This window comes from Catenulispora subtropica (genome assembly GCF_039531675.1).
Lineage (GTDB): Bacteria > Actinomycetota > Actinomycetes > Streptomycetales > Catenulisporaceae > Catenulispora > Catenulispora subtropica.
On record NZ_BAAAQM010000008.1, the window covers coordinates 138241 to 151500 of the forward strand.

At 70.5% G+C, this 13260-nt stretch carries 12 protein-coding genes and 1 tRNA gene; 6 read left to right on the forward strand and 7 right to left on the reverse strand.

Annotation, left to right across the window (positions count from 1 at the left end; translation table 11 throughout):
• Nucleotides 1-1410: glycoside hydrolase family 18 protein (locus ABD466_RS09870; protein ID WP_344656653.1), on the forward strand; the 1410-nt coding region annotated here is incomplete at its 5' end.
• A gap of 129 nt (nucleotides 1411-1539) precedes the next feature.
• On the opposite strand, the gene rplA is transcribed toward ABD466_RS09870, so the two are convergent.
• From rplA to ABD466_RS09895, 5 genes are all read right to left on the reverse strand, one after another.
• Nucleotides 1540-2253, reverse strand: a complete 714-nt coding sequence (gene rplA / locus ABD466_RS09875; protein ID WP_344656654.1) for a 50S ribosomal protein L1 — start codon at nucleotides 2251-2253, stop codon at nucleotides 1540-1542.
• Nucleotides 2254-2333: 80 nt separating this feature from the next.
• Entirely contained in the window at nucleotides 2334-2768 is a 435-nt protein-coding gene (rplK, locus tag ABD466_RS09880; RefSeq protein ID WP_344656655.1) for a 50S ribosomal protein L11, read from the reverse strand.
• Between the two features lie 145 nt (nucleotides 2769-2913).
• On the reverse strand, nucleotides 2914-3657 hold the full coding sequence (gene nusG, locus ABD466_RS09885) for a transcription termination/antitermination protein NusG (RefSeq protein WP_344656656.1): 744 nt from the start codon (nucleotides 3655-3657) through the stop codon (nucleotides 2914-2916).
• Between the two features lie 60 nt (nucleotides 3658-3717).
• Nucleotides 3718-3987, reverse strand: coding sequence for a preprotein translocase subunit SecE (gene secE / locus ABD466_RS09890; RefSeq protein WP_344656657.1), 270 nt, complete (start codon nucleotides 3985-3987; stop codon nucleotides 3718-3720).
• A gap of 113 nt (nucleotides 3988-4100) precedes the next feature.
• A tRNA-Trp gene (locus tag ABD466_RS09895) sits at nucleotides 4101-4173 on the reverse strand.
• A gap of 188 nt (nucleotides 4174-4361) precedes the next feature.
• Between ABD466_RS09895 and ABD466_RS09900 the strand changes: the two genes are divergently transcribed.
• From ABD466_RS09900 to ABD466_RS09910, 3 genes are all read left to right on the forward strand, one after another.
• The gene (locus ABD466_RS09900; RefSeq protein WP_344656658.1) at nucleotides 4362-5576 is read left to right on the forward strand and encodes a pyridoxal phosphate-dependent aminotransferase; all 1215 of its coding nucleotides are present in this window, start codon (nucleotides 4362-4364) and stop codon (nucleotides 5574-5576) included.
• A 161-nt stretch (nucleotides 5577-5737) separates the two neighbouring features.
• Complete coding sequence (locus ABD466_RS09905; protein ID WP_344656659.1) at nucleotides 5738-7522, forward strand: alpha/beta hydrolase; 1785 nt, start codon at nucleotides 5738-5740, stop codon at nucleotides 7520-7522.
• Nucleotides 7513-8607, forward strand: coding sequence for a CPBP family intramembrane glutamic endopeptidase (locus ABD466_RS09910; RefSeq protein ID WP_344656660.1), 1095 nt, complete (start codon nucleotides 7513-7515; stop codon nucleotides 8605-8607). Before ABD466_RS09905 ends, ABD466_RS09910 begins: the two co-directional genes overlap by 10 nt.
• On the opposite strand, the gene ABD466_RS09915 is transcribed toward ABD466_RS09910, so the two are convergent.
• The gene (locus ABD466_RS09915) at nucleotides 8494-9963 is read right to left on the reverse strand and encodes a DHA2 family efflux MFS transporter permease subunit (protein ID WP_425558599.1); all 1470 of its coding nucleotides are present in this window, start codon (nucleotides 9961-9963) and stop codon (nucleotides 8494-8496) included. The genes ABD466_RS09910 and ABD466_RS09915 overlap by 114 nt on opposite strands.
• A gap of 198 nt (nucleotides 9964-10161) precedes the next feature.
• A complete protein-coding gene (locus ABD466_RS09920) occupies nucleotides 10162-10797 on the reverse strand; it encodes a TetR/AcrR family transcriptional regulator (protein WP_344656661.1) in 636 nt (211 codons plus the stop codon).
• Nucleotides 10798-10937: 140 nt separating this feature from the next.
• Here ABD466_RS09920 and ABD466_RS09925 point away from each other — a divergent pair, with 140 nt between their 5' ends.
• Together ABD466_RS09925 and ABD466_RS09930 are read left to right on the forward strand one after the other, a co-directional pair.
• On the forward strand, nucleotides 10938-11711 hold the full coding sequence (locus ABD466_RS09925; RefSeq protein ID WP_344656662.1) for a response regulator transcription factor: 774 nt from the start codon (nucleotides 10938-10940) through the stop codon (nucleotides 11709-11711).
• The gene (locus ABD466_RS09930; protein ID WP_344656663.1) at nucleotides 11711-13156 is read left to right on the forward strand and encodes a HAMP domain-containing sensor histidine kinase; all 1446 of its coding nucleotides are present in this window, start codon (nucleotides 11711-11713) and stop codon (nucleotides 13154-13156) included. The genes ABD466_RS09925 and ABD466_RS09930 overlap by 1 nt, the downstream gene beginning before the upstream one ends.
• The last annotated feature ends 104 nt before the right edge of the window (nucleotides 13157-13260 follow it).

Here is a 13260-nt window from a genome sequence, read left to right on the forward strand (position 1 = left end):
CCGACCACGCCGAGCTCCTCGCAGCCGTCCACGACCCCGTCGTCGACTCCGAGCACTCCCCCGACCACGCCGACCAGCTCCCCGTCGGGCTCGGGCGGGCATCTGAAGATCGCGTACTTCGACCAGTGGTCGATCTACGGCGCGGGGTACTCGGTGAAGAAGGCGGACGCCTCGGGGGCCGCCGCGAACCTCGACGTGATCAACTACATGGCCGAGAACATCGACCCGGTGAACCTGACCTGCTACGAGGCCAACAAGGCCGCGAGCCAGGACGAGAACAACCCGAACGCCGGTGACGGCGCGGGCGACGACTACGCGGACTACGGCAAGACGTTCGACGCCTCGAGCTCCGTCTCCGGCGTCGCGGACGTCTGGAACCAGCCGATCGCGGGCAACTTCAACCAGCTCAAGGAGCTGAAGGCGAAGTACCCGAACCTGAAGGTCATCCTGACCATCGGCGGATGGACGTACTCGAAGTACTTCTCGGACGTGGCCGCCACCGACGCGTCGCGCAAGAAGTTCGTGCAGTCCTGCGTCAGCATGTTCCTGGACGGCAACGTGCCGGCCGACGGCGGCTTCGGCGGCCCCGGCACGGCGGCGGGCATCTTCGACGGCTTCGACCTGGACTGGGAGTACCCGGGCGGCGGGGGGCACCTGGGCAACCACGCCACCGCGGCCGACAAGCAGAACTTCACGCTGCTGGCGCAGGAGTTCCGGACCGAGCTCGACGCGTACGGCGCGGCGCACGGCGGGAAGCACTACTACATCACCGCGGCGGTGGGCTCGGGCCAGGACAAGATCGCGAACCTGGAGACCGACAAGCTCGGCCGGTACCTGGACTGGATCGACGTCATGACATACGACATGCACGGCGGTTTCGAGGCCACCGGGCCGACGAACTTCCAGGACCCGCTGCACGACTCGCCGAACGACCCGAGCAAGGCGATCGCCCCGGGAAGCGAGAAGTACAACGTGGACACCGCGATCACGGCCTTCACCAGCGGCCTTCCGGACATGGGGATACCCGGCGGATTCCCGGCCGCGAAGATCAACCTGGGCATCCCGTTCTACTGGCGGGGCTGGACCGGGGTGCCGGCGACGAACAACGGGCTGTACCAGACCGCCACGGGCCCGGCCGCGGCCTTCCCGACCACGCAGCAGGCCGGTACGGCCAGCTGGAACGAGCTGAAGGCGGCCGGGCTCACCGGCGGCGCGAGCTGGGACGCGACGACGGAGAGCTCGTACATCTTCTCCAACGGCAACTTCTACACCGGTGACACGCCCCAGGCGATCGCCGCCCGGGACGCCTACGCGAAGTCGCACGGGCTGGGCGGAGTGTTCGTGTTCTCCCTCGAGGACGACGACGCGAACGGGACCCTGCTGGGCGCCGTCGCAGCCGGCATGAAGTAATAGAGCGGCACGTAGCAGTCGACGGGTCCGGCAATGCTCAGGATCGCCGGGCCCGCCCGAATGCCGCGAAGGCCCCCACCGCGTCGCGGTGGGGGCCTTCGTCGTTACTGCTGCGTGTTACGCCTCAGCTCACGCCTCGTCGTCGGTGGCGACGTTGCGGACGCGGTTGGCGTCGACCTGGATGCCGGGGCCCATGGTGGTCGCGAAGGTGACCTTCTTCAGGTAGCGGCCCTTGGCGGCGCTCGGCTTCACGCGGAGGACTTCCTCGAGGGCGGCGGCGTAGTTCTCGGCGAGCTGCTGCTCGGAGAACGAGACCTTGCCGATGATGAAGTTGAGGTTCGCGTGCCGGTCGGCGCGGAACTCGATCTTGCCGCCCTTGATGTCGTTGACCGCCTTGGCCACGTCGGCGGTGACGGTGCCGGTCTTCGGGTTCGGCATCAGGGAGCGGGGGCCGAGCACGCGGCCCAGGCGGCCGACCTTGCCCATCAGGTCCGGGGTGGCGACCACGGCGTCGAAGTCGAGGCGGCCCTTGGCGACCTCGTCGATGAGCTCGTCGGAGCCCACGATGTCGGCGCCGGCCTCGCGGGCCTGCTCGGCCTTCTCGCCCTGGGCGAAGACCAGGACGCGGGCGGTCTTGCCGGTGCCGTGCGGGAGCACGACGGTGCTGCGGACCATCTGGTCGGCCTTGCGCGGGTCGATGCCCAGGCGCATGGAGACCTCGACCGAGCTGTCGAACTTGGTGACGCTGGTGTCCTTGGCCAGGCGGATGGCGGCCAGGGGGGTGTACAGCTCGTCGGCGTCGATCTTGGCCGCGGCGTTGCGGTAGCCCTTGCTGCGCTTCATTGCTGCTCTCCTAGTGGTGAGGTGTGGTCGTCGCGAGCCGCGCGCGGCTCTGCCACGTGGTGCTGACGTGCTCGTCCGGCTCAGCTGTCGGCGACGATGACGCCCATGGAGCGGGCGGTGCCGGCGATGATCTTCATCGCGGCCTCGACGTCGTTCGCGTTCAGGTCCGGCATCTTGGTCTCGGCGATCTCGCGGATCTGGGCCTGGGACAGGGTGGCGACCTTGTTCTTCTGCGGGACGCCCGAGCCCTTCTCGATGCCCGCGGCCTTCAGGATCAGCTTGGCGGCCGGCGGGGTCTTCGTGATGAAGGTGAAGGAGCGGTCCTCGAACACCGAGATCTCGACCGGGATGACCTGGCCGCGCTGGGCCTCGGTGGCCGCGTTGTACTGCTTGCAGAACTCCATGATGTTCACGCCGTGCTGACCCAGGGCCGGGCCGACGGGCGGGGCCGGGTTCGCCATACCGGCCTTGATCTGGAGCTTGATGACCGCGGTGAGCTTCTTCTTGGGAGGCATTCCCGTACTTCCTAACTGGCTTGGGTGCGCCGATAACCCCTACCAAGGGCACGGCGGAGACATGTCCGCGGACGGGACACCGTCCACAGACAACAGCTCCCCACCATACGCGATGGCGGGGAGCTTGCTGAAATCGCTGGTCGGATCAGCTGTTCTTCTGGATCTGGCTGAAGCTGAGCTCGACCGGGGTCTCGCGGCCGAAGATCTCGACGAGGCCCTTGACCTTCTGCGAGTCGGCGTTGATCTCGTTGATGGTGGCCTGCAGGGTGGCGAACGGACCGTCGATCACGGTCACCGAGTCGCCCACCTCGAAGTCCAGCACCTTGACCTCGGCCGGCGCCTTCTGCTTGCCGCTGACCTCTTCCGGCTGCTCCTCGAGCAGGATCTTCACGACCTCGTCCAGGGTCAGCGGGTACGGCTCGTGGGCGTTGCCGACGAAGCCGGTGACGCCGGGGGTGTTGCGCACCACGCCCCAGGACTCGTTGGTCAGGTCCATGCGGACCAGCACGTAGCCGGGGAACTTGTTGCGCTTGACCCGCTTGCGCTGGCCGCCCTTGATCTCGACGACCTCCTCCATGGGCACCTCGACCTGGAAGATGAAGTCCTCCATGTTGAGGGTCGTCATGCGGGTCTCGAGGTTCTGCTTGACCCGGTTCTCGTACCCGGCGTAGCTGTGGATCACGTACCACTCGCCCGGTGCGCGGCGCAGTGCCTCGCGGAACTCCTCGATGGCCTCCGCGCTGCCGGGTGCCGCCTCGGCGGCGCCGGCCTCGGGCGCGGACTCGGACTGCTCGGTCCCGGAGGGGGCGACCTCGGCCTCGACGGCCTCGTCGTCCTCGTGCTCCACGACGACAGTCGCCTCCTCGAGGTCTCCGTAGGTCTCAGACACGGTCGCTCATACTTCCTTCGCTTCGGGGTGTGCGGGTGGTCGTTCGCCGGCCGGGACGGCTCAGCCGAACACCCACAGCACCAGTTTGCTGAACCCGTAGTCCAGCGTAGCCACGATCGCGACGATGATCGCGACGAACACGATGACCACCGTGGTGTAGGTGACGAGCTCGTTGCGGGTCGGCCACACCACCTTGCGCAGCTCGGCGATGACCTGGCGGTAGAACAGGCCCAGCCGGCCCAGCGGGGACCGACGGCGCTCGGTGCGGCGGTCGCCGCTGCGGCCGCGGTCCGGCTTCGACGTCGCGGAGGTCGAGCTCGTCTCGGTCACCTGGTCCTCATCACGGTCTCGAGAAAGTGGCGGGCGGTGCGGAAAAGATCACTTTGCCGCGGACACGCTGCGCGCCCAGGAGAGCCCCGTCCGGGCTTTCCTGGGCGCCTAAGCAGGGCCGGAGGGACTTGAACCCCCAACCCCCGGTTTTGGAGACCGGTGCTCTGCCAATTGAGCTACGACCCTTTGCCTAAGCGTGCTCCACAAACCTACCTCGCCGAGGTCGGGAAGGGGAATCCGCCGATCGAGAGTGTACGGGAAGCGCGTGCCGGATTGCGAACGGGTTCCGTGCCGCGCGCCGCGGCGCCCGCCGCGACGTCTCCTTTCGTGGAACGTCGCCCCGGAGGGCCCGGCGGTGATGGGACGATGGGGGCATGACAGCCCCAGCGAAGAACCGCGTCTCCCAGCGGATCGGCGCCATCGCCGAGTCCGCCACCCTGGCCGTCGACGCCCGGGCCAAGGCCCTGAAGGCGGCCGGCCGCCCGGTGGTCGGCTTCGGCGCCGGCGAGCCGGACTTCCCGACACCGGCCTACATCGTCCAGGCGGCGGTCGAGGCTGCTCAGAACCCGAAGTTCCACAAGTACACGCCGGCCGGCGGGCTGCCGGAGCTGAAGGAGGCGATCGCGGCCAAGACGCTGCGCGACTCCGGGGTCACGGTCTCGGCGAGCCAGGTGCTGGTCACCAACGGCGGCAAGCAGGCCATCTACAACGCCTTCGCCACCCTGCTGGACCCGGGCGACGAGGTGATCGTGCCGGCGCCGTACTGGACCACCTACCCGGAGGCGATCCGGCTGGCCGGCGGCGTGCCGGTGGACGTCGTGACCGACGAGACCACCGGCTACCTGGCCTCGGTGGAGCAGCTGGAGGCGGCCCGCACCGAGCGGACGAAGGTGCTGCTGTTCGTCTCGCCCTCGAACCCGACCGGCGCGGTCTACAGCCCGGAGCAGGTCGAGGCCATCGGCCGCTGGGCGCTGGCGAACGGCCTGTGGGTGCTCACCGACGAGATCTACGAGCACCTGGTCTACGGCGACGCGGTCTTCACCTCGATCCTGAAGGCGGTGCCGGAGCTGGCCGACACCGCGGTGATCGTGAACGGCGTGGCGAAGACCTACGCGATGACCGGCTGGCGCGTCGGGTGGATGATCGGCCCGGCCGACATCGTGAAGGCCGCCACCAACCTGCAGTCGCACGCCACCTCGAACGTCTCCAACGTGGCCCAGGTCGCGGCGCTGGCCGCGGTGTCCGGCGGCCTGGAGGCGGTGGCCGAGATGAAGGTCGCCTTCGACCGGCGCCGCAAGACCATCGTGCGGATGCTGAACGAGATCCCGGGCGTGGTGTGCCCGGAGCCCGAGGGCGCGTTCTACGTGTACCCGTCGGTGAAGGAGCTGCTCGGCAAGGAGATCCGCGGGCAGCGGCCGAAGAGCTCGGTGGACCTGGCCGCGCTGATCCTGGACGAGGTCGAGGTCGCGGTGGTGCCCGGCGAGGCGTTCGGGACGCCGGGGTACCTGCGGCTGTCGTACGCGCTCAGCGACGAGGACCTCGTCGAGGGCGTGTCGCGGCTGCAGACGCTGCTGCGCGAGGCGCGCTGAGCGGCGCCTCCCGTCGTCACCACGAAGCCCGGAGCCGTCGCCGACGCGACCGCTCCGGGCTTTTCCGCGTTCGGCCCCTGATAATGGCGGCATGGAGAACTCGGACGTAAGGGACTTCTCGACCGCCCCCGGCATGACCGCCTGACCCGGCCGAGTCCGCCGTGACCCGCGCCACCGACGCCCCCGCCGAACCGCCCGCCGAGCGGCCCGTCGCGGACCGCCCCGCCACGCTGACGACCCGCGTCGTCGCGTTCGCCCGGCGCCCGTACTGGGATCCGCCGAATCCGAAGTGGGTGGTGCGGCGCTGGCCGGACCTGACCGGCTACTGCTTCGCCACCTTCTTCTTCTGGCTGTCGCTCACCCCCTCGCTGCTCCCCCGGCCGTGGATCATGCAGGGTCTGATCGGCGGGATCACCGGCATCGCCGGATACGGCGTCGGCTCGCTGCTCGGCACGCTCGGCCGGGTCGGGCTGCGCCGGTGGCTGCCGAACGAGCGGCTGCGGACCCGGGCGTGGCAGTCCGTGCCGGTGGTGCTGTTGGTGGTCTCCGTGGCCGTGGTGGTCTGGGGCGCGCGGGCCCAGCGGCGGCTGCGGGTGCTGCAGGGCCTGGGCGAGTCCTCGTCCTGGCACGGTGCGATCATCATCCTGATCTCGCTGGGCACCTTCTCGTTGCTGCTGGTGGTGTGCCGGTCGGTCCGGCTGCTGGCGCGCAAGCTCGTGGCCTGGTTCGGACGGATCGTGCCGTGGCCGATGGCCTACGCGCTCGGGCTGACCGTGTGCGCGCTGATCGTGGTCTCCGGGACCAAGAACGTGCTCTGGGACCGCGGGTTCATCGGGTTCATCGACCATGTCTCCCGGCAGACCAACGAGGGCACCGAGCCGGGCGTCCACCCCCCGGCCTCGCCGGCCGTCTCCGGCAGCCCGGCGTCGCTGATCCCCTGGTCGGCTCTCGGGACCAAGGGCCGCACGTTCGTCGCCACGGCACCGACGCCGCAGGAGCTGCGGGACTTCTCCGGACACCCCGCGCTGCCACCGATCCGCGTCTACGTCGGCGAGCACCCCGAGGAGTCGGGCTTCACCCGGGCCGTGGACCTGGCGCTGCGGGAGATGGACCGCACCGGCGCCTGGAACCGCAAGGTGATCAACCTGGTCGGCACCACCGGCAGCGGCTGGGTGGACCGCAACATCCCGACGCCGCTGGAGTACATGTACGGCGGCGACGCCGCGACCGTGGCCGTGCAGTACTCGTACCTGCCGAGCTGGATCTCGTTCCTGGTGGACCAGGAGCGCGCCGGACACGCCGCCCAGGCCCTGTACCACGCGGTCCACGACCGGCTGCAGACCATCCCGGCCGGCCGACGGCCGAAGCTGGTGCTGTCCGGGGAGTCTCTGGGCTCCTTCTCGCTGGACGCCGTCTTCAACACACCGCAGGAGCTGATCGACGGCTCCGACGGGGTCTTCTTCGAGGGCCCGCCGCAGGCCAGCCGGGTGTGGAAGCAGATCGTCACCCATCGGGACCCCGACTCGCCGGAGTGGCGGCCGGTGTACCAGCGGGGCCGGAACGTCCGCTTCGCCCAGTGGCCGGACATCGACCTGCGCTATCCGTTGACCACCACATGGGAGCATCCGCGGGTCGTGTACCTGCAGAACGCGTCCGACCCGGTGGTCTGGTGGACGCCGGACCTGTTGTTCAACAAGCCCGGCTGGGCCTCGCCACCGCTGGGGCCGGACATCACCCCGCAGCTGCGCTACTACCCGATCGTCTCCTTCTGGCAGACCACCGTGGACCTCGCGGTGTCGTTCGGCATGCCGGTGACGCACGGCCACACCTACGGCACCGGGGCGTGCGAGGGCTGGGCCGCGGTCCTGCCGCCGGCGGGCTGGTCTCCGGCCGACACCGAACGCTTGGAGAACACCATGGCCGCGATCAACCGGAGATGGAGTTGAGGCCGGCCGAGGAGGAGCCCGGGGACGAATACGTCACCGAGGGAACCGCGGCGGGCGAAGCGGGCGCCGTGGCCGAAGCCAGCGCCGTGGCCGAAGCGAACGCCGCAGGCGAAGCCGGCGCCGTGGCCGAACGCGATGCCGCCGCCGAGCACGGTGCCGCAGACCTCTCTCCCGTCGATCTCGCGGCCGCCGATCTCGCGGCCACCGACCTCCCGGCCACCGGGCGCGGTGCCGCCGACCGCCCTGTCATCGAACCCGGCGTCATCGAATCGGGCGTCGTCGAACCCGGCGTCGCCGCCCCCGACGCCATCGTGCCCGCCCGCCGCGACCCCTGGCGCTGGACCCTCGACCACCTGCGCCGCCCCCTCGGCAACGGCCAGGCGCTGGTGTTCGCGGTGCTGCTGCTGGCGGCGGTGAACTACCTGCTCCACCGGTCGGCGTGGGTGGAGTCGCTGCCCGACCTGGTGGTCGCCCTCGCGGTGACCGGGCTGTTCGCCGGGCTGGCCTGGTGGTCCGGGCACGCGCTGGAGGAGATGGGGCTGGACCGCAAGTCCTGGCCGCTGGGCCTGAAATGGTCCGCGATCATCGTCGCCGCCGTCGCTTCGGTGTACCTCATGGGGGCGCTGCTGCCGGTCACCCGCTCGCTGTTCACCGACGACCGCTACGCCAAGCTGACGGTCACCCAGGTGGCGGTCAGGGTGCTCGTCGACGTGCCGTTCGCGACCGTGCTGGCCGAGGAGGTGGCCTTCCGCGGGGTGCTGTTCGGCCTCGCGCTGCGACGGTGGCAGCCACTGTGGGCGACCGCGTTCAGCGCGCTGATGTTCGGGTGCTGGCACATCCTGTCGTCGCTGCACCTGAACACCGAGAAGCCAGCGCTCACGTCACTCCTGGGGCCTTCGGAGTTCGGTGCGGCGCTGGCTGATCTCGGGACGGTGGTCTTCACCGGCCTCGGCGGCGCGTTGTTCTGCGAGCTACGCCGCCGCTCCGGCAGCCTCCTTGTTCCGATGTCCTTCCACTGGGCCACCAACGCCCTGGGCTATGTCTTCGGCTTCCTGGTCCGCGTCGGCGTCCTGGGCCACGTGTGAGACCAAGACCTCTTCGGCGCTCGCCTGGCGGCGGCTCGGCACCAGCCACATCGCCAGCATGGCCACCGCGAGGATCGCCGCACCGGTGAAGACCGCGGGGATCACGCCGTCGAGGAAGTGCTGGGCCGGGGACTTCGTGGCGGTCGGGCCGTAGCCGCCGTTCGCGGAGAAGACCGCGCCCATCACCGCGATGCCCAGCACGCCGCCGAGCTCGCGCAGCGTGTTGTTGACGCCGGAGGCGATGCCCTCCTCGTGGCGCCGCACCGAGCCCAGCACCAGGTTCGCGATCGGCGCGAAGAACATGGCCATCCCGGTGCCGCCGAGGACGAAGGCCGGCAGCAGCGCGGTGTAGTCGACGTCGACCGTGACCACCGCGGCGATCCAGGCCAGCGCCACCGCCTGCAGGCCCAGGCCCGCGGTGACGATCCACTTGCCGCCGATGCGGTCGGACAGGATCCCGGCGATCGGCGCCACCAGCATCGGCATGCCGGTCCACGGCAGGATCCGGACGCCGGAGGCCAGCGGCGAGTCGCCGTACACGGTCTGGAACAGCTGGGACAGGAAGAACACGGCGCCGAACATCCCGAAGGACATCAACAGGGCGCTGAGGTTGATCAGCGGGAACGAGCGGCCGCGGAACAGGTGCATCGGCACCATCGGCGCGTCGGTGCGCAGCTCCCACACCACGAAGGCGATCAGCAGCGCGGCGCCGGCGACGAAGCCGGTCAGCACCGGCGGCGTGGTCCACCCGGCTTCGCCACCGCGGATCAGGCCCAGCACCACGCCCAGCAGACCGCCGGTGGCCAGCACGGTCCCGACCACGTCCAGGCGGCGCGCCGCGCCCCGGCTCTCGGTGAGGCCGAACCAGGCCAGCGGCAGCAGCACCACGCCCAGCGGCACGTTCACCCAGAAGATCCACTGCCACGACGCGGCCTCCACCACGGCGCCGCCGATCACCGGCCCGAGCGCGACGGCCAGTCCGCCGATCGCGCCCCAGGCGCCGACCGCGGCCCCGCGCCGCTCGGGACGGACGCTCGCGGACAGCAGCGTCAGACTCAACGGCACGATCACCGCGCCACCCATGCCCTGCACGGCCCGCGCCGCGATCAGGACCCCGATGTTCGGCGCGAGCGCCGAGGCCACGGAAGCCGCGGTGAACACCGCGAGACCGGCCACGAACAGGTTCCGGCGGCCGAAGCGGTCGCCGAGGGTGGAGCCGGTCAGCAGGAAGACCGCGAAGGTGAGCGTGTACGCGGAGACGGTCCACTGCAGGCCGGAGAGCCCGGCGTGCAGCGACTCGCGGATCGACGGCAGCGCGATGCTGACGACGAGGTTGTCCAGCTGGGCCATGAACATGGCCACGGCGGTGACGAGGAAGGTGCGGACCGGGTGGCCGATGGTGGCCGCCTGGATCCGGTCGGCGGTGGTCGCGGTGGTCGCGGTGCTCACGGGATCCCCCTCGGATCTAGTTAGCAGTCACTAACTTAAGTGGATAGTGATCGGTCACTTACTTTTTGGGCGAGAAAACGGCCGGGTACTCCCCGTCCGTCCTCGTTACTTGGTCAGCGACCGCTCGACGTAGGCGGCGTAGCCCGACTCACGCGGGCTGCCGGCGCGGACCTCGGCGGTCTCGTCATACGGTTCGCAGCGCGGCGGCTTCACTTCGTCCCGCAGGACGTCGAGGACCGGCTGCCACATCGGGTCGCCGCCGTCGGCGCGGCCCATCGCGGCGATCATGTTGCAGAGCATGCCCTTGGCGAAGAAGTCCACGCGGTTCTCGACCGGGGCGCCGGTCAGGTTCTCCACGTGATGCCAGATGCCCTGCATCACGCCCCGGACCGCCGCCTGCACCTCGGGGTCGTGGCACGCGGCGAACTGCTGCAGCTGCATACCCAGCAGCTCGTCGTCGGCCAGCAGGAGGTCCTGGTAGGCCTCCCCCATGGCGGCCATCGCCTCGGCGCCGTACTTGCCGTCGGCAGCCTTGGTGAAGACGTCTCGGACCTGGGCGGCGCTGTGGTCGACAGCGGCGATGAACAGGTCGCGCTTGGTCGGGAACAGGCGGAACAGGTAGGGCTGGGAGACCCCGACCCGCTTCGCGATGTCGCCGGTCGACGTGCCCTCCAGCCCGCGGACCGCGAACTCGGCGACCGCGGCCTTCACGACCTGGTCGCGGCGTTCTTCGGCACTCATGCGGGGGCTCATGAGTAGTAAGTTAGCAGTCACTAACCAGAGGCGCAACCCCGGCGCCGGGCCGGACACCGGCTCACCGCCCGTGCTTCGCCCGACGACTTCTTAGACGTTCCTCATACGACGCCCGGATAGTGGAGAGCGTGAGCTCTCCTGTCTCTTCCTCGCCCGCCGGCTTCGCAGGCGGCACCGCCTCCGAGATCCTGGTCGTCGACGACGAGCCGGGCATCCGCGCCGTCCTCGCCTCCAGCCTGGAGTTCGAGGGCTACACCGTCCGCACGGCGAACGACGGCCGCGCCGCGCTGGCCGAAGTCGAGCGCGCGCGGCCGGACCTGGTGGTCCTGGACGTGCTGATGCCGGGCATGGACGGCCTGACCGCGTGCCGCCGCCTGCGCGCGGCCGACCCGCACCTGCCGGTCCTGATGCTCACCGCCCGCGACCTCACCGGCGACCGCGTCGCGGGCCTGGACGCGGGCGCGGACGACTACCTGGCCAAGCCCTTCGAGCTCGACGAGCTGCTCGCCCGGGTCCGCGCGCTGCTGCGCCGCGGGGCGCTGACCGCGGAAGGACCCGGCGTCGCGGCCGAACCCGAACAGCACGTTCTCGCCTACGAGGACCTGCGGATGGACACGCTGACCCGGGAAGTCACCCGCGCCGGTCACCCGATCGAACTCACTCGGACGGAGTACCTGTTGCTGGAGATGTTCCTGGCGCACCCGCGGCAGGCGCTGACCCGCGAACAGATCCTGCGGGCCGTGTGGGGCTTCGACTTCGAACCGGCGTCGAACTCGCTGGACGTGTACGTGATGTACGTGCGGAAGAAGACTGAGGTCGACGGGCTGCCGCGGCTGATCCAGACGGTACGGGGCGTCGGCTATGCGTTGCGCGCGCCGGCGGGCGCGGGCTCGGGGCTGTGATGCGCCGGCTTCCGCTGCGGGGACGCCTGGCCCTGCTCAGCGCGGTGGCGGTCACCGTGGCGATCGCGGCAGTGTCACTGATCTCGTGGTTCGCGGTGCGGGACGGGCTCAACAGCCAGCTGGACAAGTCCATCCAGAGATCGACGGTCCCGGAACAGTTCTTTCACATCGGTCAGGAGACGCAGCCGGCGGACGGCTACCGCATCCTGTTCACCTCGGACCCGTGCACTCCCCCACCCCAGTTGCCGGGTCTGGGCCCCGGTGGTCCACCCGGCCACTTCGCCCAGGTTCCGGAGACCAGCCTGACCTTCGTCGGCGCCGACGGCACGCGCTGTGCCACGCCCGGCTCCACCCAGGTCCTGGACCAGCCCTCTGACCTGGAGCTGGTCGGCCAGCCGTCGCAGGCGCACCGGTGGCGCGACGGCGTCGACGTGAACGGCCAGAAGGTCCGCGTCGAGGTCGTGCCGGCCCCGATGGACAAGGGCGTCTTCCTGAAGTCGCAGTCGCGCCAGTCCGTCGACGATTCGCTGACCAGCCTGGCCTGGCTGCTGTTCGTGGTGTCGGTGCTCGGCGTCGGCGGGGCGGCGACGGCCGGGCTGCTCGTCGCGCGTGCCGCGCTGCGGCCGGTGGACCAGCTGACCGAGGCGGTCGAGCACGTCGCCCGTACTGAAGACCTCAGCGTCCGCATGCCGGTGACCGGTGAGGACGAGATCGCCCGCCTGTCGGAGTCGTTCAACGCGATGACGGCGGCGCTGCAGGCGTCGCGGGACGAGCAGAAGCGGTTGGTCGACGACGCCGGCCACGAACTGCGGACCCCGCTGACGTCGCTGCGGACGACGATCGATCTGCTGATCCGCTCCGAGGAGTCCGGACGGCCGCTGCCCAAGCGCACGGAGCTCCTGACCGGGGCGCGCACGCAGATGCGCGAGCTGACCGTCCTGATCGCGGACCTGCTCGAACTGTCCCGGCCCGAACAGGCGGCTCCGGCGGCCAGCAGCCCGGTGGCGTTGCACGAGGTGGTGGAGAACGCGGTCGAGCGGGTCAGGCCGCGCGGTGCGGCCCGGGAGACCCCGGTGACCATCACCGCCGCCATCGAACCCTGGTACACGCACGGCGACGCGGCCGCGTTGGAGCGCGCGATCGTGAACCTGCTCGACAACGCGGTGAAGTTCTCGCCGCCGGGGTCGGAGGTGGACGTGCGCCTGGCCGAGGGCGAGCTGACGGTGCGGGACCGGGGTCCGGGCGTGCCGCCGGAGGAGCTGCCGCACGTCTTCGAGCGGTTCTGGCGCTCGCCGAGCGCGCGGGCGCTGCCGGGGTCGGGCCTGGGGCTGGCGATCGCGGCGCGCGCCGTGCGGGAGGCCGGCGGGACCGTGACGCTGGAGGCTCCGCCGGACGGCGTCGGGGCCGTCGCGCGGTTGCGGCTGCCGGGAGCCGGGGCGGCGTAGGACGCGTCCGGCCCTCCGGGGTTTCGGGGGGGCGGCGGGCGCTTCAGGCGACCGCCGCCCATTCTCATCCCGGCTTCATCGAAGCCTCATTCCCCTCCCACGCC